Genomic DNA, 22,552 nt, shown 5'->3' with positions numbered 1-22,552 from the left:
CCAAAACCAAAGTCTTGTGAGTCACAAATTTCATACTTAAACTATAGTTGTGAATCGCAACTCGGTGCAGTGCAACCTCGGTTAAGTGTCTGATCGTGATAAACTTCGCGTAAGTCAAGCCCAGAGGTGTTCGTGGTTAACCAGCATTCGTGGCGAAGCCGCCTGTACTCCTCGTATGTCACGAGCGGCCAGGCAAAAGTCGATTCCTCCCAAAAACAAACGATGTTTGGGGACCGAAGGCGTTACATACAACCGGTCATTCATCGCCATTTCGCGCTCGACAAGGATACGCCGATTCTTGATCTCGGCTGCGGACACGGAGCCTTCGTACATGTTCTGCGTCTGAACGGGTTTACTTCGGTCAGCGGCGTCGATGTTTCGGAAGAGCAGGTAGCACTAGCGCATCAACTTGGGATCGACGGTATAACTCAGGGTGAACTTCTCGATTATTTGCGGCGCACGGAAAGCGAGTCGGTGGGGGTCACACTCCTTTGGGATATCGTTGAACACCTGACGCGCGACGAAGCATTTGTGGTTCTCGATGAGGTCTTTCGAGTGCTGCGCCCGGGGGGGAAGTGTCTCATCCATGTCCCGAATGCCGAAGGAATCTTCGGAATGCGGGTTCGTTACGGAGACCTTACCCACGAGCAAAGCTTCACTCCTACTTCTGCGAAACAGCTATTGAACACGATCGGTTTCTGGGAGATTACGGCTCATGAGGATAAGCCTGTTCCGCACGGCTTGATGAGTATCGGAAGACGGCTGGTCTGGGAGGCCGGGACCTTTCCCTATAGGCTTTTACTCGCCGCCGAAACGAGCGATACTCATTTCGTTCTTTCTCAGAACATGCTTGTCGTTGCGCATAAGCGCTAGTATTCCTGAGTCAAAAGCAGGAGCCGCATCGAATCGGTATCTGGAGATGCTCGATATTGAAAACATCAAATGCGCTGCCGGAACTTCTTAGTAACTGACCTAAATGGTGAGGTTTACGAGTCCTGACTGACAGGGCGCAGACTTCTACGAGCCTCGGTCGCCACCGAATGAATCGCGAACGAGAATCTTGATTTTGCTTCTCATGGATGTTGGGGAGTGCAACTTTATGGTCTTCCGTGCTCATCGAGCTCCCAAGGCACGTGCGTCCTTCCGCCGAAAGGTCTAGCATAGGAGAGTACGCGAAATGGCTCGCGACTAGACCTGAAGTGAGGAAGCAATGGTTACAAAGGCAGGGACGCTGACTGAAACAACACCCGGAATTGAACAACACGAACGCGAAACAATCTTTGACATCTTTCGGCGTTGGGGGTATTTGCAGGCTTCGCTTGATCCTCTAGGTCAATATTTCCCCCCTGAGCCGTTTCCTACACCCGCACCTGAAGGCGAAGTCGCGAAAGAGGGGCGCGGTTACTACTGCGGAACCATCGCCGCAGAATTTATGCATATACCAAGCCCAGAACAACGGCAGTGGCTGCAAGAGCGCATCGAGCAGGTTCCACAGACTCCGGATCAGGCACTCATTCTTACGCAGCTCATTCGTGCCGACATGTTCGAACAGGTCATTCAATCGCGATACCTCGGTACAAAGCGATTCTCTCTGGAAGGAATCACTGCACTGATTCCATTCCTCGACCGGATTCTCGCAGTGAGCGCTGGATCCGGCATTACGAAGGCCATGATTGCGATGAGCCATCGCGGACGGCTAAACGTGATGACCAACACCATTGGTCGTTCTCCGTCGGAGATTTTCACCAAGTTTGAAGACGTCGATCCACGCAGCACTATGGGCGGTGGCGATGTGAAGTATCATGTCGGGGCGACGGGTGAATATCATTCGCCCGAGGGAAAGGTCATCTCGCTGCACCTCGCCTCGAACCCGAGCCATCTCGAAGCAGTCGATCCCGTCGTGCTCGGACGCACTCGCGCCAAGCAAGAGCGCATTGGAAAAGACGGGAACAATCAGGTGCTGCCATTGCTCATTCACGGCGACGCGGCCTTCGCCGGACAGGGTATTCTCGCCGAGACACTGAACATGGCAACGCTGCACGGTTACAACGTCGGCGGGACGATCCACGTTATCGTCAACAACCTTCTTGGATTCACTGCAATCCCTGAAGAGTCGAACTCCTCGCGATTCTCCACCGACATTGCAAAACGCCTTCCGATTCCCATCTTCCACGTCAACTCGGAAGATCCAGACGCAGTCGTGAGAGTCGCCGCAATCGCCGCAGAATATCGCGCGCGCTTCCAGTCCGACATCGTTGTCGATCTCGTTGGTTACCGCAAACATGGACACAGCGAAGTCGACGATCCCACCGTCACCCAGCCTCGTCGGTATGCGATTATCAAGGACCGTCCTGCACTCTACCAGCTATACGCAAAGCAAATCGGTGTCGATCCCGCCGCCGAGGTGCAGAAGGTTCAGCAAGAACTCCTCGACGATCAGAAGACGGCGACGCAGGCGGATCACAAACCGCAACTAGCCCACCTTCCCGCTTATTGGGATCCCTACAAGGGGGGTGAACTGGAGCCCCAGGACGAAGTGTCAACGGGTCTCTCCGCCGAACAGATCAATGCGCTTGTAATTTCGCTGACCTCGTACCCAAACGACTTCCATATCCATCCCAAGGTAAAGAAGCTGTTCGAACAGCGTCAGGAAATGGGTGCCGGTTCGCGACTCTTCGACTACGGTATGGCTGAACTCGTAGCCTTCGCTTCATTGCTAGAAGCAGGCACTCCGGTACGCCTCAGCGGACAGGATTCACAGCGGGGAACCTTCAATCAACGCCATGCTGTTATGGTGGATACCGAGACCGAGGTTCGTTACACTCCGCTCGCCCATCTCAGTCGGACTCAGGGTAAGTTCGAGGTCTACAACTCACTTCTCTCCGAGGCCGCTGTCTTGGGCTTCGAGTATGGCTTCTCGCGCGACTTTCCCGAGACTCTCGTACTCTGGGAGGCGCAGTTCGGCGACTTCGCCAACGGCGCGCAGATCATTATCGATCAGTTCATCGCGGCCAGCGAAGCGAAGTGGGGCTTGCTCTCTGGAATTGTCTTATTGCTGCCGCACGGATACGAAGGTCAAGGCCCCGAGCACTCCAGCGCACGGATCGAACGCTATCTACAACTCGCCGCTAACGACAACATCCAGATCTGTCAGCCGTCGAACGCTGCGCAATACTTCCATCTTCTGCGGAGACAGGCGCTTCGGCCGTGGCGTAAGCCGCTCGTGGTCTTCACTCCTAAGAGCATGCTTCGCCATCCAGATGCCTCTTCCACACTCGCGGACTTTGCCATCGAACGATTTCAGAACGTGCTACCGGACAATGACGTGAAAGACCCGCGGAGGCTGCTGGTCTGCAGCGGAAAGATTGGTCACAATCTTCGCGTCGAACGCGAGAAGCGTAAGGACTTCAGTGTTGGCATCATCTTCCTCGAGCAAATGTACCCTTGGCCCGAGGATGAACTACAGTCCGCCCTCGACCAACATCCAGACGCGCAGGAGATCATATGGGTTCAGGAAGAGCCGGCCAACATGGGAGCGTTTTCCTACGTGATGCCGTTGCTGCGACGTATGGCTGGTGACCGCGCTGTACTCAGCGTCAAGCGCAGTGCGAGTGCGACGCCCGCAACCGGTTCCGCAAAAGCTCACGAGATCGAGGAAAAGACCCTGATCGACCTCGCCCTGGGCTCAGCCGTCTAGGCTACCCTGGAAAATCCCCGGGCATACTCTGCTCTGCGGTTATGTCTTTGAGTTCAATGTGCACCGTCAGACGTCGGCGGATGCTCGCGTACTGGCCCGGCGACCTCTCTGGCGTAGATCTGGTAGGTCGTCTTCGGTGGCTCGTCATGCTCGTGCAGCGCACGCACGCGAGCTCGGATCGCCTCGTCAGCAGCTGTAATACGTTCGCGAGAACGCAGGAAGTCCAGCCACGATTCCATAATGAAGGTTTCGTTGAGGTGTTTAGGGTCGATTGCGTCCCGGTAGATGCCCCAACGGATCGCGCCGTCGCGGAGCCGAACCCCTCGAAGCTGATGGATTGCAGAGGTGAACTCCGCATAATTTTCGAGCGGCACGGTATATTCGATCGAGATGCGGACAGGACCGACCGTAGGCTCGGTGTCGATTGCAAGCTGAGGCGCCGGATGCTTCCATTGATACGGCGTGTGGTCAGGGAGCGGACCTTGCAGGATGTGAAACCTGCGCGCAAATGGAAACGTAATCAGCAATCCACATGCCGCTGTAGTCAACGCGATCGGCGTTGATGTGTGTTCTGCAATGTAACCCCAGAGAATAGCGCCGAGTGCCATGCCTCCTTGAAACGTTGTCATGTACGTGCCCAGTGCGCGAGCCTGGACCCATGCGGGAACGGAAAGCTGTACTGAGACATTGATTGTGGACATGGTGCTGGTCCATGCGGCGCCGGACAGAACCAGCGTCGGGATGATGATCAGTGGGCTGCGGACGAATGCCAGTACTAACAGCACAACTACGTTGTAGAGCGTCGATGTGGCTAGAATCTGGTCTGCCGAGAATCGTTGCCGAATGCGATGAAGCGTTGTAGCAGCGACCACGGCTCCCAGGCCGAGCGAGCCGTTCAGAATGCCGTAACCGAGCGGGCCTTGCTTCAGATCACGCTTTGCGACGACTGCGAGCAGCGACCAGATTGCGGAGATGAAGAAGGTGTAGGTGAATGCGCGCACGAGCGAGGACTGAAGATCCGGCGCGTATCGCACGTAACGCAGCCCTGAGCGAATCGAGCCTGCAATGCGCTCGGACGGTAACGCCGACTTGAACAGCGGGATACGTTTCCAGTTCACCAGCACCCAAATCACGCCGGCGAACGAGAGTGCGTTGAGGGCGAAGACCGAACCCGCGCCTGTGTGCACTCGCTGAAAGGCTGCGACCATCAGTCCGCCGAGCGCGGGACCGACGGCGCGTGCGAGGTTGTTGCTGGCGGCGTTAAGCGACACCGTGTCCGGGATCAGTTCACGAGGCACTAACTCGGGCACGATCGCCTGCCACGCGGGATTGTTCATCGCTGAGCCGATGTTGAGCAGGAAGGTGAACGCCAAGAGAGTCCAAGGCGAGACGTAGCCGACGAAGGTGAGAATCGCAAGAACACCCACCGACGCGAGCATCCAAGTCTGCCAGAAGATCAGCAGCTTGCGACGGTCGAAGATGTCTGCTGTTGCCCCGGCCAGCAGGCCGAGCAGGAGCACCGGAAGACTCGCTGCGGTCTGCATCAAGGCGACCAGCAGAGGCGAGGCGGTCAGCGAGGTCATGAGCCACGTGCCTGCGGTGTCCTGCATCCACGTACCGACCGACGAGATCGTGCTGGCGATCCAGCGATCGCGGAATAAGGGGATGGTCAGGGGAGTGAAGCCGCTGGATTTTATCTCTGTGTGATCGACTGGGCCGATGTTTGGGGATTCGAGAGGCATCGCTGCGGTTAGTTTACGGTGTTGCGCGATGGCTCGAGGATGTCAAAGAAGGATACTCAAAGATGACAGGTGGGTTAAAAAGGAAACCCACGCAGCGCGGTGGGGGCTGTTGCGTGGGTATTCCAGTAAAGCAACGAAGTGGGTGGACTTCGTTATGACTGACTCAACCCGAAGGGAGTCTTGCCACTCATTAAACATAAAGGCAAAGGAGATAGGAGTCAATAGGCATTTGAGGGGAGTGCAGCGTTGTTCCGCGCGTGTTTGACCATTTCGACCAGAACGGAACGGGTCTCTCCGGGGGTGGTGGCTTCGCGTGGGAAGGCGATGCGGGCACCCTTGATTCCGGCGGGTGTTACGGCGCGAACGTGGAAGCCTAAGCGGTCGACTGAGGTCATGGTGGCGGACTCGGCCTCGAGTTTTGCGTGGGTTCTGGTGAGGATGATGAGGGCGTCGCTATGGTCGGCGTTCATGTGGTCCAAAATGCCCTGTGCGGCGCCGGCAAGGGGGTCAGGAGAGGCTGCGGAGTAGTCGGAGGCAGTGACCCAGCCCATGACGCCGAAGCCGCCGACGTAGTAGACGTCTACGGGTTCGAGGCGGAAGAAGGCGAAATCGTTGAAGTCTACCCAGTAGTGGCTGTTGGGGTGGGCTCTGAGGTAGAGTTCGCGTGCTTCTGGTTTTTCTTCGTCTGCGATCTGGTGGACGTTTCCGACCAGGGTGACGCGGGCCGCGCCGAGAACGTCGCCGCCTGCGGCCGGCTGGGTGATGAAGAGGCTGGCTCGTGGATCCGCTTTGAGGTTCTGGGTGTGCATGGCCATGGTGCTGATGAGGAACAGGGGGCGGCCGGTGTTGTCGAGAGCATAGGGCATCAGGGAGCCGAAGGGGAAGCCGGGCTGCTTGCGGGAGACGGTGGAGAGGGTTGCGACACTGGCGAGATGGAGAAGGGTGCGGGCACGCTCCGCGTGGGTGGGCTCGGGGATGGGTGGCTGCGGGTTGGGGTTGAACGGTGCTGCGTGCTGGTTCGACATTTCGTTTGCTCGATTCCGGTTTCTGGGTGCCACTGCCTTGGGGGTACCCCCCCCCTTGCCCGCGTGTAAGTTATTTAGAATGAATGACTTTGGCGAGGCCGATAGCTGCAAAATCGTCATAACAAACGGGTTACGGCCAAATTCGTCCAGCCAAAGGAGTTAGCGGTGCGGTTAAGCCGTAGAAGCCCCGGTTTCGCCCGGAGCTTCTTCTCTGGTTCTAGTTTACAGGATTGAGGGAAACTCATGCGCAACGCGTTTGTGCAGGATTGGCGCGGGTTTTGGGTGTTTGGGGGCTTGACAGATTTTTTAACTGACGATTTTAGGGTGAGAAGGTTGACGGTGTAGGGTGAAGAAGATTCCCTTCGGGAATGACAACAAGAAAAAACAAAGGCAACGGTATGCGGGACGCGGATATGCCGGGCCTCTGTTTAGCGGGGGTGGGTGAAGCCGCAGTCCTTCCATAGTTTTTCCCAGTTCCAGATTTGCTCGGCGGCTTTAGGTGGGAGAGGGTATCCGAGCTGGTGGGCTAACATGCTGACCTGGCCTCGGTGGTGGGCGTCGTGGGTGATCATGTAGGCGAGCATGGCGGGACCTGCGGGCCAGGGTTTGGCCCAGCCGTCGCGGTGGAAGGTTTCGATGCGGTTGGGGGATTCCAATAGTGCGCCTTCAAGCATCTCGGAGCAGCGGGCGGCGCTCTCGAGGAGAGCGGTCTGGGTTTGCTTTTGCGTGGATGTGGAGCGGTTGAGCGTGGCAGGGAGCTTGAGGTGCGGGGCGGAGAGTCTTAGCCACTTGCGGCGGATGTTGTGGACGTGGGTGAAGATGGCGGCGATGGTGCGGCCCTTGTTGTCTGCGAGTTTGGCGCGCCATGCTGCTGGGTCGAGGTGTTCGAGGATGAGTTGATTCATTCGCTCGTTTACGGCATAGCTTTCCACTAACACCTTGCAGCGGTCGATGTTTGGGTCAGGCTTTGGTCGGGTCATGGATCAGTTTTCGGGCGCATTGTCTTGTGCGGATAGTTTGGTGAAGCCTCGTCAAAGCTGCAATTACAGACGCTCGTTTTTCGGACGTAACCGTCCTCACACACTCTTTGCTTTGAAGACCATCATCGCGCATCCTTTTCAAGCTAGTTTAGTTTTGACCAAGAAACTTAGGCGCAAAGAAATTTCGAAATGCTCTTTTGTTTGTTAAGCAAACCTGTAGTGAGAGTAGTTTAGTGGGATGCAATTCTTCCTCGACCACCCGTGGCCACTAGGCGTAATCACGGCGATCTTCCTGGCACTTGTCATCGAAGCCGGGCGATACACAGCCGATCGTTCGCACATTCAAGAAGATTCACACCGAAAAGACCAAATGGCGGCGCTTCGGGACGGGTTGTTCGTTCTGGTCAGCTTACTAGTGGGCTTCACTCTGGCGCTGTCTGCTGCCAGATATTCCGAGCGTCGGACGTTATTCATAGACGAGGCCAATGCTATCGGAGCTACGTACCTCCGCGCGGCGACCTTGACCGCGTCTAACAGCAGCGAAGCGCAACAGTTGCTGAGACAATACGTTGATGCTCGCCTTGATGCGGACAACGCAGGGTTGGACTCTTCTCGCGCAGTAGAGGCCAATCATCGTGCAAAGCAAATACAAGAGCGACTCTGGAAGGATCTGGTTGAAACCACAAAAACCGATCGTTCGGCTGTCGCCGCGGCATACCTTAGCTCGCTCAATCAGGTCATTGATCTTTACGAAAAACGCATTGCCAGTTTTGAGAATCGCATCCCGATCCCTGTTTGGCTGCTGATCTTTTCTGTATCAACGATCGCGGTGTTTACGCGTGGTTTAACGCTGGCACGCCGGTTCTGGTTGACGGTATTAGTTGCGCCGTTGACTATCGCAATTATGGTGACCTTAATCGCCGACCTTGATACGCCGAGCAGCGGATTTATCCGAATGGATCAACGAGCGATGCTACGACTAAAAGCCGACATGGACGACCAACGATAGTCGTTTCTATGAGGATCTGTCCTTGACCTCGCGAATACTGCATCTCCGTCAAAGTCGGGTCGGCAAGTTCACGCTGCTGACGCAAAGGATTTGCCTCCTCTGTGTCGTTAATTGTTAGAGGCGGCAGATGAGGAGTTCGCGCTTGTAGATCATCTCGGGGAGATAGTCATGGCGGGCGAGAAAGAGCTCTTCGTGGCCCATGACCTCTTGTTTCCATTGGGCGCGGTCCACCGTCTGGAGAGTGGCGCGGGTGAAGTCGATGGACCTCGTGTGGTAACACATAGGTTCTGTGTAGCAAGACGTATAGCTTGGGCGATCGTAAAGTTCTAATCTCCAATCAACGACATGCAAACGCGAACGGTTCTTGGTTGACCCACGTACGAGCAGTGATCGACTGATTGCAATGTTTCGCAACAACAATGAGATCATCCTAGGCACCCCACATGTGCGCGGCGTTCGGCCGCCGGAGGTAACTAAATGAAAATAGGATTTTTCTCGCCTGAAGGCGAATTTCCTAACGCGATCCTAGACAGCTTGAAACAAAGACTCGTCGAGGACACCCTAATCCAATGGCAACCAGGGAGCGGTCCGCCTGCTCCAGATATAGAAGTATTGCTCGCACTCGGGCCTGTGAGCCGATCACTGATGGAGGCATTGCCCAACCTAATGTTCATTCAAGTCTTGTCCGACGGCTATGAAGGTGTCGATATGGATGCTGCTACGGAGCTCGGAATTCGGGTTTCAAATTCGCCAGGAGACATTACCCAGAATGCAGATTCGGTCGCGGAATATACGGTCCTTCTGATGCTCGCCACTGCACGTCACTTGTCCGTCGCACTTGCTTCGGTTCATGATCCGTCGATCGTGAAGCCTGGACACGGTGGCTCACTGATGGGGGCAAAAGTCTGCATCGTTGGCATTGGCAGCATTGGCGCTAAGATCGCCCATCGGCTGCTTGCTTTTGGTGCGCACGTAACTGCTGTGGATCGTTCTCCGACGCGCGCACCAAAGTATATTCCGACGTCCCCGCTCGACGACCTGAAGAAGGCTGTAGCCGATGCGGATTTCGTTGTGCTGAGTGTGCGCGCTACGAAAGAAAACACCCACATGATCGATGCGGACGTCATGAGTTCTATGAAGAAAGGAGCGATCTTGATTAACATCGCTCGGGGCTCCCTGGTTGACGAAGAGGCGCTTTGTCATGCCATCAAGAGCGGCCATCTGGGAGGTGCTGGTCTTGATGTTGAGGAGCACGAGCCAGTTCCTTTAGATGATCCTCTCCTGACTCTGCCTCAAGTCTTCATCACACCACACGAGGCTGGTCTTACGGACTTGAATGTGCGTGGGACTGTCGAGTACGCCTTAAGTGTTCTTGCGAATATCAAGGCGAACCAACCTATCGATTCGCAGCTGAATAATCCTGTGCCTCGACGAGTGTCTCTTTCGAATTGAGCATGTCTTTTATGACGAGCAACGTATCTGTGCTGTTAATTTGTTAGAGGCGGCAGATGAGGAGTTCGCGCTCGTAGATCATCTCGGGCGGGAGATGGTCGTGGAGGGCTAGGAAGAGCTCTTCGTGGCCCATGACCTCTTGTTTCCATTGGGCGCGGTCGACGGTCTGGAGGGTGTCGAAGGTGGCCTTCATCTGTTCGCGGGGAATGTCTAAGCCCTTCCAGTTGATGTCGTCGAAGTGAGGAGTCCAGCCGATGGGTGTTTCTTTGCCGAGGGCTCGGCCGCGGACACGGTCGACGATCCACTTGAGGACACGCATGTTTTCGCTGTAGCCGGGCCAGAGGAATTGGCCGTCTGGGCCTTTGCGGAACCAGTTGACGTGGAAGACGCGAGGCGTGGCGGAGAGGTTGCGCTGCATTTTGAGCCAGTGACGGAAGTAGTCGCCCATGTGGTAGCCGCAGAAGGGAAGCATGGCCATGGGGTCGCGGCGGACTTTGCCGATGGCGCCGCCGGCTGCTGCGGTGGTCTCGGAGCCCATGGTTGCGCCGATATAGACACCGGCGGACCAGTTGAAGGCCTGATAGACGAGCGGCATGGTGGTGGGGCGACGGCCGCCGAAGATGAAGGCGGAGATGGGGACGCCGTTGGGGTTCTCCCAGTCGGGGTCGATGGTGGGGCACTGGGCGGCGGGGGCGGTGAAGCGGCCGTTGGGATGGGCTGCGGGTTGGCCGGTTTCTTTTGCGATGGCCGGGGTCCAGCGGTTGCCGCGCCAGTCGGTGAGTTCGACGGGTGGGGTGTCGGTCATGCCCTCCCACCAGACGCCGCCCTCGGGGGTGAGGGCGACGTTGGTGAAGATGGTGTTTTTGGCGAGGGTGGCCATGGCGTTGGGGTTGGTTTTGGAGCTGGTGCCGGGGGCTACGCCGAAGAAGCCGTACTCGGGATTGATGGCGCGAAGCTGGCCGCTGGCGTCGGGCTTGATCCATGCGATGTCGTCGCCGACGGTCCAAACCTTCCAGCCCTCGAAGCCGGCGGGGGGGATCATCATGGCGAAGTTGGTTTTGCCGCATGCGCTGGGGAAGGCGGCGGCTACGTAGGTTTTTTCGGTGGTGCCGTCGGGGCGCTTGGGGGATTCGACGCCGACGATGAGCATGTGCTCGGCCATCCAGCCTTCGTCGCGAGCGATGTTGGAGGCGATGCGAAGGGCGAAGCATTTTTTGCCGAGGAGCGCGTTGCCGCCGTAGCCGCTGCCGTATGACCAGATTTCGCGGGTTTCAGGGAAGTGGACGATGTATTTTTCGTCGTTGCAGGGCCAGGGGACGTCCTGCTGGCCGGGGGCGAGGGGCGCGCCGACGGTGTGCATGCAGGGGACGACACGCTTTTCGTCCTTGTCGATTTCGGCGAAGACTGGGGCGCCGATGCGGGCCATGATGCGCATGTTGACGACGGCGTAGGCGGAGTCGGTGAGCTGGACGCCGATCTGCGACATGGGGGAACCGATGGGGCCCATGGAGTAAGGAAGGACGTACATGGTGCGGCCGCGCATGGCTCCTTTGAAGAGGGCCTTGAGTTTTTTGCGCATGACGAAGGGATCTTCCCAGTTGTTGGTGGGGCCGGCGGTGTCCTTGGAGAGGGAGCAGATGAAGGTGCGGTCTTCGACGCGGGCGACGTCGTTGGGTGCGGAGCGGGCGAGGAAGCAGCCGGGCCAGAGTTTTTCGTTGAGCTTGGTGAAGGTTCCGGCTTGGACGAGCTGGCTGCAGAGGAATTCGTACTCGGCTTGCGAGCCGTCGATCCAGTGGATGCGGTCGGGCTGGCAGAGGTCGGCCATCTTTTCGACCCAGCGGATGAGGTGTTTGTTGGTGGTGGGTGGGGTTGCGATTGCTGTTTCAACGGCTACGGTCTTCATAGGTTAGGGCAAATTCCTTCGGGTACAAGTCTTCGCCTTGGAGGAGGGGCTGTCAACCCTAGGAGTCGCGGTCGATGAGGGCGAGCCGCGTAGCTGCGGTTTTGAAGGGATTTAAGCTTGGGAGTTCTTTGCCAATTCATTCATTTTTATGAGGTTTGTTACTCTCTGGCTAAGTTGGGATGAGTTTCACGCACACTCCGATTGCGGGCGCTGATAGACTTAAAGTTCTGCGCCGTGACTTCGCGCAACTAGTTCTCTTGAAGCGGCAAACCGCAACGAGCAAAAAGGAAGAACAAGACAAAGTGGACCAGCAGACCAAGCAAGCTCTTAAGCATGACCAGTTCGTCGATACCACCCAGCATGGGCTGGAGTGGGCCAGCGAAAACCGCCGTTCTTTGATAGTGACCAGCGCCATTGTGGTTGCGGCGATTCTGGCGGTGGTAGCCGGTGCGCTGATTTATAACAGCCGCGCGAATCAGGCTTCAGTGGCCTTTGGCGCAGCGATGCAGGCTTACCAGACGCCGTTGGCCTCGCCGGGGCAGCAGGTGCCTCCGGGTGTGAAGACCTATGCGTCGGCGACGGAGCGCGCCAAGGCCGCGAATGATCTGTTCAACGGTGTGGCGGACAAGTACGGTATGACTCCGGATGGGCGGGTGGCCCGTTATTTCGCTGGGCTGACGTATATGGAAGAGGGCCAGAACGGCCCAGCCGAGAGCACGCTGAAGCAGGTCGCGAGCGGATGGAATGGTGACCTTGCGGCACTTGCGAAGATTTCGCTGGCGCAGCTTTATCGGCAGACGGGACGGGATTCGCAGGCTGTGGATCTTTACAACGAACTGACTGCCAAGCCGACGACGACGGTGCCTGCAGGGCTGGCGCAACTGCAGCTTGCTGAGCTGTATGAGGCGCAGGGCAAGCCTGAGTTGGCGAAGAAGATTTATGCGCAGCTGAAGGATAAAGATGCCAAGGGGCCAGCGGGGACGTTGGCTGCTCAGAAGCTGAATCCTGCGCAGACTGGTCCTGGTGGTCCTGGCGGCCAGTAGTCGTTTTTTTGTTGGAAGTGGGTGTCGAGTGAGTTCGGGATGCGGGGTTTTCAATCCTTGCATCCCGAATCTGCGTTGGTGGGAAGATCAACCGTGGTCTTCGTCGTGAAACAACGGAGCGGGATCGCCGCTGGCTTTCACCTCTGTTGCTGCGTCGGTTCGCATTCTCGTCAGAATGCTCCACTGGTCGTTTACTTTCGGGGGCGCTACCCAGACGGGGAGTGATAGACGGAGGTATTCGGAGAGAGCGAAGGCCTGGGGTTCGTACAGAGCACGGAGGGTGTTGAGGCGCTTAGCTGCGGCGGGGTCGCCACAGAGCCGGACCTGATTTTCTCCCAGGGCCTCGCATAGGTGGTAAAAGTCTTTGGACGGGAGGCGGTCGATAGCGGCCTGATGCTGTGCGGGTTTCAGTTTCATGAGGCCAAAGACCTCGCTGATGTCGGTAAGTGCGTGTCGAGACATGACGAAGGTGAGCTGGGCCTGTCGCGAGTGGGTGCCCTCGATGACCGAGATCAGTAGCGCGCAGGTGTCGAGGATTGAGACTAGGGCAGCCAGCCAACCCTGGGTGTCGTGCTGCGAACGGTAGAAGCAGAGAATGGGGTAGGAGATGTGCGATTCGAGAATCTCCGCCGACCAGCGCTCCCACTCTTCGAGTAGCGCGATGACTGCCTCCTCGCTGCCCGTGAAGGAGTGCCGTCGGATGAGTTCGGCGGCGTTTGGCGGGGAGCCGGCTCGTGCGTCAAGTAAGGCGACGCTGATCTCGCGGTGCGAAAACGCCTGATACAAAACGGGAAGATAGCCGATGACGAGGGCGACGAATCCGAGGCCTACGCCTGACTCGAAGATGATGAAGGCTCGAGCGAAGGGGCTGTGGGGAACGACGTCGCCGAGACCCAACGTGAAGAGGGTCGTTCCGCTGACGTAGAGGTCAGTGCCGAACTGTGTCCATGCACTGTTGGTGTGGCCCACCATGACGTCGCCGAAGGGGGAACGCATTGAAAAGTAGAACAATCCAAAGCCGAAGATGAGAAGAACTGCCCAACAAAGAAGAAGCAAAAGAAGGGAGAGGGGGCCGTAGATGCTGTAGATCTGGTCGCGTATTTTTTTGTTGGAGGCGCGCTCCGCCATGAAGACCCAGGGCGCCCAGGTGATGATGAAGAAGATGCGGGTGATTCGAAATCGACCGGTCGGACGCCTGGGAAGGATGATGGTCTGGAAGGCGTCGAGTGCGACTCCCCAGCAGAAGAAGAAACCGGCGATGAATGCGACGATGCGCAAAGGGGGATCCTTAGTTGAAGTCGGGTTATGAGGTAAACCTTACCAGAGATGAAGTTGCGAATTCCCCGTGGGTGGAGTTGCAGCGGGCCTTGTGCAAATTTTCTGTGTACAAGCTGCTTTGTGACTTTGCATGACGTGTCGAGTCTAAAATGTCAGACAAAGAATCATCGAATTTTGATTCGACAAAAATGTATTTTGAGGCCTAGTCTGGACTCATCAGATAAGTGTTGACGCGCACAACCCGAACGACCCGCACGGAGGGCAACCATGAAGCGAGTTCTGGTGGTTGATGATGATCGTCTTGTGGCTGACACGCTCACTCTCATCTTCGAGAAGAGTGGCTTCACGGCGAAGGCCGCTTATTCGGCAGATCAGGGGTTAGAGTGTTCGCGGGAGTTTGTGCCAAATCTGCTTCTATGCGATGTGACGATGCCGGGACGCGATGGACTTTCACTGGTGAGCGATGTGACGCGTGAGTTGCCGGCGTGCCAGATTCTTGTTCTGACGGGGTTTTATTCCAACCTAAAAAACGTGCGGGAGCAGACGGGCAAGTTGTCGCGGCCTGTTGGCATTCTTACAAAGCCGTGCCAGCCGTCGGAGCTCTTACGTGAGGCTGCGGCGCTGCTGGCAACTGCTTAGAGAAGTGGTGCCGCATGCCTGATCTGGGCCGTACCCTCATCTTTCTCGGTTTGCTGCTGGTTGTGGTTGGTGGAATCGTTCTCGGGCTGAATCGACTGAATCTGCCGGTTGGCCGGCTTCCTGGCGACCTCAATTGGCGTGGACGGGGATGGTCGGTGTCGTTTCCCATTGCCACTTCGATTGTGATTAGCGTGGTGCTTAGCTTGATTCTATGGGCTGTGGGAAGACTGCGCCGTTGATCGTCTGAGGAGCCGCGTTGCGGTGCTAGACTCAGGCAAGAATGTCCGAAAGAGAAGACAATCCGCCGACACTGGCCAGCCTGCGAGCGCGGCGAGGGAAGATCCGGACGGGAAGGCGGCCGACAATCCTGAAAACGTCGTCGCCTGGGTCGGTCTTTCAAGCGGGGCTTTTTTCTGTTTCTGAAGGGGATGCTGGGTCGTCTGTCGCGGCTTCGTTTGAAGATGTTGTTCGCGACGAAGTGAGTGAGACTGCGGAGGGACCTGCGCCGAGAAAAGATGCAGATAGACACGACCTGACGTCGGAGCGCCGAATCTGGAGTGTTCGTGCGCTGGTCATCAATGTTCGTCAGCAGATCGAGACGACCTACTCGGATCTTTGGGTTGAGGGCGAGATTTCGAACTGTCGCCCAGCGCCTTCCGGTCACATCTACTTCACGCTGAAAGATGGCGAGGCACAGCTTCCGGTTGTGCTGTTTCGGCGTCAGGCTGTTTTGCTGCGCTTCAGGCCCGCGGATGGCCTTGCGGTTCTGGTGCGGGGGCGCATTTCGGTGTACGAGAGCCGGGGTCAGCTCCAGCTGATCGCAGAGACGATGGAGCCTCGTGGGGCTGGTGCGCTGCAGCTTGCGTTTGAACAGCTCAAGGCGCTGCTGCTCGCTGAAGGGCTCTTCGATGCGGATCGTAAACGGCAGTTGCCGTCCTTTCCGAAGTGCATTGGGATTGTTACTTCGCCGACCGGCGCTGTGATTCGCGACATCGTAAACGTTGTGCGTCGTCGTCATGCGCGGCTCAGTCTGCTGGTGTATCCGGCGACGATGCAGGGGGTGTCGAGCCCGGGATCTGTTGCTGCAGGAGTTCGCTGGTTCAATGCGAATCCTTCGTTGGTGGACGTGATTGTGATTGCGAGAGGCGGCGGGTCGATGGAAGATCTCGCCGGTTTCAATGACGAGACGCTGGCGCGAACGATTGCGGCTTCTGCAATTCCTGTGGTCTCGGCGATTGGGCACGAGACTGACTTTACGATTGCCGACTTCGTCGCGGATCTTCGCGCGCCGACGCCTTCGGCTGCTGCTGAGCTGGTTACCGCAGCACAGCATCGCATTGAGGAGCGCGTGAGTGCGTTGAGTGCAAGAGTGCAGCGGGCTGGAAGATTTCACCTGATGCATGCGAGACAGCGCTACGCACGGCTTTCTGCAGAGGCTGTGTTGAACCGTCTGCGAGACGCTGTTAATCGCAGGGACCAACGGCTTGATGAGCTTCGGCTTCGTCTTGATGCGGCGGTGCAGCGTAGCGTTCGTATGCCGAGCCAGCGGTTGAATCTGGTGAGGGAGAGTCTCCGCCGGCAAGACACTGCGGTTCGCATCGCGGCTACGCATCATCGGTTGCAGGCTTCGACGCAACGATTGGAGCGCGCCGCAGGTGAGACCGTTGCGAGCCGGCGTACGCGTCTCGAGAGGACGTCAGCGAGGTTGAACGCGCTGTCACCGCTAGCGGTTTTGTCGCGAGGTTATGCCCTGGTTTATCTGCAAGGAGGAGGAGCTGCGGACGGCACGTTGCTGCGGTCTTCCGTAGATGCAGTTGCGGGGCAGACGATATTAGCGCGTCTTGCGCAGGGAACGATTGAAGCAGAGATAACAGGCGCTCATTTGGACGAAGTAAAAATAATGGAGACCAGTAAGTGATGAAGAAGCTCTTTGGAACCGATGGCATTCGCGCTGTCGCGGGGCAGGCGCCGCTGGATTCAACGACGGTGTACGCCATTGGACTTGCGCTCGCACAGATCCTCGGAGCGAAGACACAGAAGCCGCGTGTTTTGCTGGGCATGGATACTCGCGAATCGAGCGAATGGATTGCTGCGACGCTGACGGCTGGGCTTGATGCGGGCGGAGCTTCTGTCGAAAACGCGGGTGTGATTACGACTCCGGCGGTTGCGTTCCTGACGCACACTCACGGTTTTGCTACGGGTGTTGTTATCTCGGCCTCGCACAACCCATGGCAGGACAATGGGATTAAGTTATTTGGACCTGATGGCTATAAGCTTCCGGACGCCGTTGAGCTTGCGATTGAAGAGGAGATCTTCCGCAAACTGGCGAGTTCGACGCCGGTGTCTCGACAAACGGTTGCGCCTACCGTGAACGATGCCGATCGTGCGGAGTATGTTCGCTTTCTGCTTGCGGCTGTTCCGGGTCTCTCGCTCGATGGGAAACGCATTGTGATTGACTGTGCAAATGGCGCTGCTTCTTCGGTTGCGCCTCAACTGTTTTCTGATATGGGCGGAGAGGTCCTGATTACCCATGCAAGTCCCGACGGACGCAATATCAACGAGGTTTGTGGGGCATTGCATCCGGAGATCGTTGCAGCCGAGGTGAAGAGTCGCAAGGCTTCGATGGGGATCACGTTTGATGGTGATGCCGATCGTGCGTTGTTTGCAGATGAGCATGGTCAAGTCGTCAATGGAGATGCGGTGTTGCTGCTTGCGGCGCGAGATCTGCAGAACCGCGGGCTTTTGACGAACTCGACGGTGGTTGCGACGACGATGTCGAACATGGGGCTGGAGGCGGCGCTGAAACGCAGCGGGATCGGGATGCTTCGTGCGGCGGTGGGCGACAAGTATGTCCTCGAGCAGATGATTGCGACGGGCGCGGCGCTAGGCGGAGAACAGTCTGGCCACATTATCTTCAGTGGGCGCAGCACGACGGGGGATGGTCTGTTGACCGCGTTGCTGTTGTTGGATGTCGTGCACAGGAGCGGGAAGTCTTTGGCTGAATTGATTGCGGATCTTAAGGTCTTTCCGCAGGTGATTTTGAATGTGAAGGTGCGAGAGAAAAAGCCGCTGGAAGGGATTCCGACGGTGGCTGCTGCGATTCGTGCTGCCGAGGTAGAGCTTGCGGATTCAGGCCGGGTCGTCATTCGTTACAGCGGCACGGAAGCGCTGGCTCGGGTGATGATCGAAGCTGAATCAGAGCCGCTCATGCGGCATCACGCGAATACGATCGCTGCCGCTATTCGGACTGAAATCGGAATTTGAGATGGTGCAATCTAAGTGCACAGTTCTGCCGGCGAGAATTTATTCGTCCTCTTTGGAAAAAGAGGGAACTTTTCCGCTGCCTGCCGTCTCTTATAGCCATGGAAGGGGATTGCATTTTGTGGAATACGAATTCGACTTTAAATCATCAATAGCAAAGAGGTTAGGCCGGGTTCGCGAATTTGAGTGCGGCTGCTGAAGAGCTTTCATTAAAATTTCGGGAATGTTTTTAGGTTTTTTCGGCTTGAACCTGCAAGGTCGTACTTGTAACAGAAATGGATAGTAGTCTTGTCTGGCGGGTACAAACAGAGATGCGAGGAGTAAGCAGATGACGACGAAATTGACGCCGCTCGGCGAGCGTTCGGCATGGAAGGCACTGGGAGCGCACCATCAGCAGGTCCAAGATACGACGCTCCGCCAGCTGTTTGCGGATGATCCGGCGCGCGGGGAGCGGTTCACCCTTGAAGCTGCGGGGATCTTTCTCGACTATTCGAAGAATCGGATTACAAACGAGACGCTGAAGCTGCTGGTTCAGCTGGCGGAGGAGTCGGGGCTGAAGGCGCGGATCGATGCGATGTTCAGCGGAGAAAAGATCAATATCACCGAGAATCGTGCTGTGCTGCATGTGGCTTTGCGCGCGCCGAAGGGTGAGAAGATCGTCGTCGATGGCGAGGACGTTGTGCCGGCGGTGCATGCTGTGCTGGACAAGATGGCGGGATTTGCGGATCGCGTTCGGAGCGGGGCGTGGAAGGGACACACCGGCAAGCGGATTAAGAACGTCATCAATATTGGTATTGGCGGGTCCGACCTTGGGCCGGTGATGGCTTATGAGGCGTTGAAGCACTATAGCCAGCGCGATATCACGTTCCGCTTTGTATCGAATGTCGATGGGACCGACTTTGCCGAGGCGGTGCAGGACCTGAAGGCGGATGAGACGCTCTTTCTCGTCGCTTCGAAGACGTTCACGACGCTGGAGACGATGACAAATGCTCACACGGCTCGCGACTGGTCGCTGGCTGGGTTGGGCGGTGACGAGAAGGCCGTTGCGAAGCACTTTGTCGCGATCTCTACCAATGAGAAGGAAGTTACAAAGTTCGGTATCGATACGGCGAATATGTTCGAGTTCTGGGACTGGGTCGGCGGGCGGTATTCCATGGACTCGGCGATTGGGCTGTCGACGATGCTGGCGATTGGGCCTGATAATTTTCGCGCTATGCTCGGCGGCTTTCATGAGATGGATGAGCACTTTCGGACGGCGCCATTCGCGAGCAATCTGCCGGTCCTATTGGGTCTGCTCACGGTCTGGTATACCGATTTCTTCGATGCGCAAACGGTTGCGGTTCTGCCGTATGAGCAGTATCTGAAGCGTTTTCCAGCATATCTGCAGCAGTTGACGATGGAGAGCAACGGCAAGCATGTAACTCTTGATGGAACACATGTTGCAACGGAAACGGGACCCATCTACTGGGGCGAGCCGGGGACGAATGGGCAACACTCGTTTTATCAGCTGATTCATCAGGGGACGCGGCTGATTCCTTGCGACTTCATTGGGTTTTACAAGACGCTCAATCCGCTGGGGAAACATCATGACACGCTGATGGCGAATGTGTTTGCGCAGGCTGAGGCGCTAGCGTTCGGCAAGACTGCAGAGCAGGTAAAGGCAGAAGGGACGCCGGATTGGCTGGTTCCGCATCGGGTATTCGAAGGGAATCGACCGTCGAATACGATTCTTGCGGATCATCTGACTCCGGAGGTGCTGGGCAAGTTGATTGCTCTCTACGAGCACGCGGTCTTTACGCAAGGTACGATCTGGAGCATCGACTCGTTCGATCAATGGGGCGTTGAACTCGGCAAGGTGCTGGCGCAAAAGATTATCGGTGAGCTTGAAGCCGCGACAGAACCTGCGCTTTCGCACGATACTTCTACGACGAACCTGATTCGGAGATACAGGAAGAATAAATAAGCCAGGCGGCAGCGGACGCGAGAAGACTCTGCGCCGGCTTTCGATGTCCAGTGAATCATAACTACTGAAAGGGAGAGTTCAAATGCAACTTGGAATGGTAGGCCTGGGTAGGATGGGTGCCAACATGGTTAAGCGGTTGGCGAAGAATGGGCATGAATGCGTCGTATTCGACAGATCACAGCAGGTGGTCAACGACCTTTCGAAGGAGAAGGGGGTTACCGGAGGGTCCTCGATCGGGGACTTCGTGAGCAAGCTGTCCAAACCGCGCGCTATCTGGTTGATGATTCCTGCTGGAGTTGTGGATCAGACGATCGCCGAACTGCTTCCTCATCTGGAGTCGGACGATATTCTGATAGATGGCGGGAACTCGTACTACATCGACGATATTCGGCGATCGAAGGAGCTTGCGCCTAAGGGGATTCGCTATGTGGATGTGGGCACGAGCGGCGGCGTATGGGGCCTGGAGCGGGGGTATTGCATGATGATTGGTGGACCGAAGTCGGTTGTCGATCATCTGGATCCGATCTTCAAGACGATTGCTCCCGGGATCGGGGACATTGCTAAGACTCCGGGGCGCGAGAAGGCTGGCGGTACCGCGGAGGAGGGCTACCTGCACTGTGGAGAGAGCGGCGGCGGTCACTTCGTGAAGATGGTGCATAACGGAATCGAGTATGGAATGATGGCGGCTTATGCTGAGGGCCTTGGTGTGCTGAAGGCAGCCAATATCGGCAAGCACACGGCTGAGATCGATGCCGAGACAACACCGCTGCGTGATCCCGAACACTATCTGTATGACTTCAACCTGCCGGATGTTGCCGAGGTCTGGCGTCGCGGGAGCGTGATTGCGTCGTGGCTGCTGGACCTGACTGCGTCTGCGTTGATTGGGGATCCGGAGCTGACGAAATATGGTGGTCGGGTTTCGGATTCGGGCGAAGGACGCTGGACGATCAAAGCTGCGATCGATGAGGGCGTTCCGACACCTGTGCTGACGACGGCGCTTTATACACGGTTCAGCTCGCGAGGCGAGGCTGACTTCTCGAACAAGCTGTTGTCTGCGATGCGATTTGCCTTTGGCGGGCATCTCGAAAAGCCAGAAGCGAAGTAATTTTTGGGAATTGAAGGAGAAAACTCGTGAGTCAATCTCATTCCGATGCTCTGGTCTTCTTTGGAGCGACTGGCGACCTTGCCTATAAGAAGATTTTTCCCGCGCTACAGTCGATGGTCAAGCGGGGTACGCTGAACGTTCCGGTAATCGGAGTGGCGAAGGCTGGTTGGAATCTCGATCAGTTCAAGGCGCGTGCTCAGGATAGTCTCGAGAAACATGGTGGGCTCGATCCTGCAGCGTGGGAGAAGCTGAAGGCGCTGTTGCAGTATGTCGACGGCGACTATGTGGACCCTGCGACTTTTGTCGCGGTACGGAAGGCGCTGGGTTCGTCAGAGCGGCCGGCTCACTATCTGGCGATTCCTCCCTCGCTGTTCGAGGAGGTTGTCGAACAGCTGGTGAAGTCGGGTTCGGCCAAAGGCGCGCGGATGATTGTGGAGAAGCCGTTCGGGCATGATCTGGCTTCGGCGCAGGAGCTGAACCGGATTCTGCTGTCTGCGTTTCCAGAGTCGTCGATCTTTCGCATCGATCACTACCTGGCGAAGGGGCCGGTTCATAACATGGTCTCCTTCCGCTTTTCAAATACGTTTCTGGAGCCGATCTGGAATCGTGATTATGTTGAGACCGTTCAGATCACGATGGCGGAAGACTTCGGGGTTCAGGGCCGTGGGGCTTTTTACGACCAGACTGGCGCGATTCGGGATGTGATTCAAAACCATATCTTCCAGGTGATGTGTAATCTCGCGATGGAGTGTCCGGCGCGAGGCGATGCTGAGTCGATGCGTGATGAGAAGGTGAAGGTGCTCAAAGCCATTCCTCCGATTGAAGCGAAGGATCTGGTTCGTGGGCAGTTTCGTGGATATTTGGATGAGAAGGGCGTTGCGCCGAACTCGAAGGTCGAGACGTTTGCTTGTCTGAAGCTTGAGATCAAGTCGTGGCGGTGGGATGGCGTTCCTTTTTACATTCGTGCGGGAAAGAATCTCCCTGTGACATGCATGGAGGTGATGGCGCGGTTCCGCAAACCGCCGCACACGAACATCACGGAGCCGAATACTGCGCAAAACTATATGCGCTTCCGGATCAGTCCCGAGATGACGGTGGCGATGTCGGTTTCTGTCGCTGACGAGCTTGGGGGTGGTCGCGAGGCGGTGGAGTTGATTGCGAGCCGTCATCCGAGTCCGGAGGAGATGGAGGCGTATGAGCGGGTGTTGACGGACGCGATTGCCGGTGACGCTACGCTGTTTGCGCGACAGGATTACGTTGAAGAGGCCTGGCGGATTGTCGATCCTGTTCTGAAAGAAGATACGCCGGTGTATGTTTACGAACCTCACACGTGGGGTCCGCCAGAGGCAGGGAGAAATATTGTTCCTTGCTGCGGATGGGATACGCCGCTTGCGCAGGAGCCGGACGACTTCAGAGTTGTCGCGAGAGGATAGAGGAAGAGCCTCGGCGGTGGCC

Annotated in this window: 18 protein-coding genes; 12 read left to right on the top strand and 6 right to left on the bottom strand. The window is 56.9% G+C overall.

Annotated elements, in window-relative coordinates; all coding sequences use genetic code 11:
• The first annotated feature begins 132 nt into the window (after positions 1 to 132).
• Positions 133 to 873 carry a class I SAM-dependent methyltransferase gene (locus HDF14_RS17275; protein ID WP_183979039.1) on the top strand — a complete coding sequence of 247 codons (741 nt, stop codon included), beginning with the start codon at positions 133 to 135 and terminating at the stop codon, positions 871 to 873.
• Between the two features lie 337 nt (positions 874 to 1,210).
• Positions 1,211 to 3,697 carry a 2-oxoglutarate dehydrogenase E1 component gene (locus HDF14_RS17270; RefSeq protein ID WP_183979036.1) on the top strand — a complete coding sequence of 829 codons (2,487 nt, stop codon included), beginning with the start codon at positions 1,211 to 1,213 and terminating at the stop codon, positions 3,695 to 3,697.
• A 53-nt stretch (positions 3,698 to 3,750) separates the two neighbouring features.
• Here the strand turns inward: HDF14_RS17270 and HDF14_RS17265 are convergent, their stop codons facing one another.
• The 3 genes from HDF14_RS17265 to HDF14_RS17255 form a co-directional block, all read right to left on the bottom strand.
• Positions 3,751 to 5,439: an MFS transporter gene (locus HDF14_RS17265; RefSeq protein ID WP_183979034.1), complete on the bottom strand. Its 1,689-nt coding sequence runs from the start codon at positions 5,437 to 5,439 to the stop codon at positions 3,751 to 3,753.
• A 218-nt stretch (positions 5,440 to 5,657) separates the two neighbouring features.
• Positions 5,658 to 6,464: a HugZ family protein gene (locus HDF14_RS17260; RefSeq protein WP_183979032.1), complete on the bottom strand. Its 807-nt coding sequence runs from the start codon at positions 6,462 to 6,464 to the stop codon at positions 5,658 to 5,660.
• Positions 6,465 to 6,892: 428 nt separating this feature from the next.
• Positions 6,893 to 7,444: a DinB family protein gene (locus HDF14_RS17255; protein ID WP_183979030.1), complete on the bottom strand. Its 552-nt coding sequence runs from the start codon at positions 7,442 to 7,444 to the stop codon at positions 6,893 to 6,895.
• A 238-nt stretch (positions 7,445 to 7,682) separates the two neighbouring features.
• Between HDF14_RS17255 and HDF14_RS17250 the strand changes: the two genes are divergently transcribed.
• Positions 7,683 to 8,453: a DUF4239 domain-containing protein gene (locus HDF14_RS17250; protein ID WP_183979028.1), complete on the top strand. Its 771-nt coding sequence runs from the start codon at positions 7,683 to 7,685 to the stop codon at positions 8,451 to 8,453.
• Between the two features lie 114 nt (positions 8,454 to 8,567).
• On the opposite strand, the gene HDF14_RS17245 is transcribed toward HDF14_RS17250, so the two are convergent.
• Entirely contained in the window at positions 8,568 to 8,735 is a 168-nt protein-coding gene (locus HDF14_RS17245) for a hypothetical protein (RefSeq protein WP_183979026.1), read from the bottom strand.
• Between the two features lie 195 nt (positions 8,736 to 8,930).
• On the opposite strand from HDF14_RS17245, the gene HDF14_RS17240 reads away from it, so the two are divergent.
• The gene (locus tag HDF14_RS17240; RefSeq protein ID WP_260698347.1) at positions 8,931 to 9,905 is read left to right on the top strand and encodes an NAD(P)-dependent oxidoreductase; all 975 of its coding nucleotides are present in this window, start codon (positions 8,931 to 8,933) and stop codon (positions 9,903 to 9,905) included.
• Positions 9,906 to 9,948: 43 nt separating this feature from the next.
• Here HDF14_RS17240 and HDF14_RS17235 read toward each other — a convergent pair whose 3' ends face one another.
• Positions 9,949 to 11,808: a phosphoenolpyruvate carboxykinase (GTP) gene (locus tag HDF14_RS17235; RefSeq protein ID WP_183979022.1), complete on the bottom strand. Its 1,860-nt coding sequence runs from the start codon at positions 11,806 to 11,808 to the stop codon at positions 9,949 to 9,951.
• 179 nt (positions 11,809 to 11,987) lie between these two features.
• On the opposite strand from HDF14_RS17235, the gene HDF14_RS17230 reads away from it, so the two are divergent.
• Complete coding sequence (locus HDF14_RS17230) at positions 11,988 to 12,851, top strand: tetratricopeptide repeat protein (protein ID WP_221304749.1); 864 nt, start codon at positions 11,988 to 11,990, stop codon at positions 12,849 to 12,851.
• An 87-nt stretch (positions 12,852 to 12,938) separates the two neighbouring features.
• On the opposite strand, the gene HDF14_RS17225 is transcribed toward HDF14_RS17230, so the two are convergent.
• Positions 12,939 to 14,129, bottom strand: a complete 1,191-nt coding sequence (locus HDF14_RS17225) for a potassium channel family protein (RefSeq protein WP_183979020.1) — start codon at positions 14,127 to 14,129, stop codon at positions 12,939 to 12,941.
• A gap of 267 nt (positions 14,130 to 14,396) precedes the next feature.
• On the opposite strand from HDF14_RS17225, the gene HDF14_RS17220 reads away from it, so the two are divergent.
• The 7 genes from HDF14_RS17220 (at position 14,397) to zwf (ending at position 22,530) form a co-directional block, all read left to right on the top strand.
• Complete coding sequence (locus tag HDF14_RS17220; protein WP_183979018.1) at positions 14,397 to 14,768, top strand: response regulator; 372 nt, start codon at positions 14,397 to 14,399, stop codon at positions 14,766 to 14,768.
• A 14-nt stretch (positions 14,769 to 14,782) separates the two neighbouring features.
• Positions 14,783 to 15,007 carry a DUF2905 domain-containing protein gene (locus HDF14_RS17215; RefSeq protein WP_183979016.1) on the top strand — a complete coding sequence of 75 codons (225 nt, stop codon included), beginning with the start codon at positions 14,783 to 14,785 and terminating at the stop codon, positions 15,005 to 15,007.
• A 41-nt stretch (positions 15,008 to 15,048) separates the two neighbouring features.
• On the top strand, positions 15,049 to 16,686 hold the full coding sequence (xseA, locus tag HDF14_RS17210; protein ID WP_183979014.1) for an exodeoxyribonuclease VII large subunit: 1,638 nt from the start codon (positions 15,049 to 15,051) through the stop codon (positions 16,684 to 16,686).
• Positions 16,686 to 18,032, top strand: coding sequence for a phosphoglucosamine mutase (gene glmM, locus HDF14_RS17205; RefSeq protein ID WP_183979012.1), 1,347 nt, complete (start codon positions 16,686 to 16,688; stop codon positions 18,030 to 18,032). Before xseA ends, glmM begins: the two co-directional genes overlap by 1 nt.
• A gap of 325 nt (positions 18,033 to 18,357) precedes the next feature.
• Entirely contained in the window at positions 18,358 to 19,992 is a 1,635-nt protein-coding gene (gene pgi / locus HDF14_RS17200) for a glucose-6-phosphate isomerase (protein ID WP_183979010.1), read from the top strand.
• An 82-nt stretch (positions 19,993 to 20,074) separates the two neighbouring features.
• The gene (gene gnd, locus HDF14_RS17195; protein ID WP_183979008.1) at positions 20,075 to 21,097 is read left to right on the top strand and encodes a phosphogluconate dehydrogenase (NAD(+)-dependent, decarboxylating); all 1,023 of its coding nucleotides are present in this window, start codon (positions 20,075 to 20,077) and stop codon (positions 21,095 to 21,097) included.
• Positions 21,098 to 21,123: 26 nt separating this feature from the next.
• Positions 21,124 to 22,530, top strand: coding sequence for a glucose-6-phosphate dehydrogenase (gene zwf, locus HDF14_RS17190; protein ID WP_183979006.1), 1,407 nt, complete (start codon positions 21,124 to 21,126; stop codon positions 22,528 to 22,530).
• Positions 22,531 to 22,552: the final 22 nt, after the last annotated feature.

Origin of the sequence: Tunturiibacter gelidiferens (genome assembly GCF_014201335.1) — a bacterium.
Taxonomy (GTDB): Bacteria; Acidobacteriota; Terriglobia; order Terriglobales; family Acidobacteriaceae; genus Edaphobacter; species Edaphobacter lichenicola_E.
This window is presented reverse-complemented; position numbering and strand designations above follow the sequence as displayed.

Coding starts and splice junctions, on each gene's coding strand:
- HDF14_RS17230 (WP_221304749.1), top strand. CDS start 11,988: ATGAGTTTCACGCACACTCCGATTGCGGGCGCTGATAGACTTAAAGTT.
- xseA (WP_183979014.1), top strand. CDS start 15,049: ATGTCCGAAAGAGAAGACAATCCGCCGACACTGGCCAGCCTGCGAGCG.
- HDF14_RS17240 (WP_260698347.1), top strand. CDS start 8,931: ATGAAAATAGGATTTTTCTCGCCTGAAGGCGAATTTCCTAACGCGATC.
- HDF14_RS17215 (WP_183979016.1), top strand. CDS start 14,783: ATGCCTGATCTGGGCCGTACCCTCATCTTTCTCGGTTTGCTGCTGGTT.
- HDF14_RS17235 (WP_183979022.1), bottom strand. CDS start 11,808: ATGAAGACCGTAGCCGTTGAAACAGCAATCGCAACCCCACCCACCACC.
- HDF14_RS17255 (WP_183979030.1), bottom strand. CDS start 7,444: ATGACCCGACCAAAGCCTGACCCAAACATCGACCGCTGCAAGGTGTTA.
- HDF14_RS17270 (WP_183979036.1), top strand. CDS start 1,211: ATGGTTACAAAGGCAGGGACGCTGACTGAAACAACACCCGGAATTGAA.
- HDF14_RS17245 (WP_183979026.1), bottom strand. CDS start 8,735: ATGTGTTACCACACGAGGTCCATCGACTTCACCCGCGCCACTCTCCAG.
- HDF14_RS17260 (WP_183979032.1), bottom strand. CDS start 6,464: ATGTCGAACCAGCACGCAGCACCGTTCAACCCCAACCCGCAGCCACCC.
- gnd (WP_183979008.1), top strand. CDS start 20,075: ATGCAACTTGGAATGGTAGGCCTGGGTAGGATGGGTGCCAACATGGTT.
- HDF14_RS17265 (WP_183979034.1), bottom strand. CDS start 5,439: ATGCCTCTCGAATCCCCAAACATCGGCCCAGTCGATCACACAGAGATA.
- HDF14_RS17250 (WP_183979028.1), top strand. CDS start 7,683: ATGCAATTCTTCCTCGACCACCCGTGGCCACTAGGCGTAATCACGGCG.
- pgi (WP_183979010.1), top strand. CDS start 18,358: ATGACGACGAAATTGACGCCGCTCGGCGAGCGTTCGGCATGGAAGGCA.
- glmM (WP_183979012.1), top strand. CDS start 16,686: ATGAAGAAGCTCTTTGGAACCGATGGCATTCGCGCTGTCGCGGGGCAG.
- HDF14_RS17220 (WP_183979018.1), top strand. CDS start 14,397: ATGAAGCGAGTTCTGGTGGTTGATGATGATCGTCTTGTGGCTGACACG.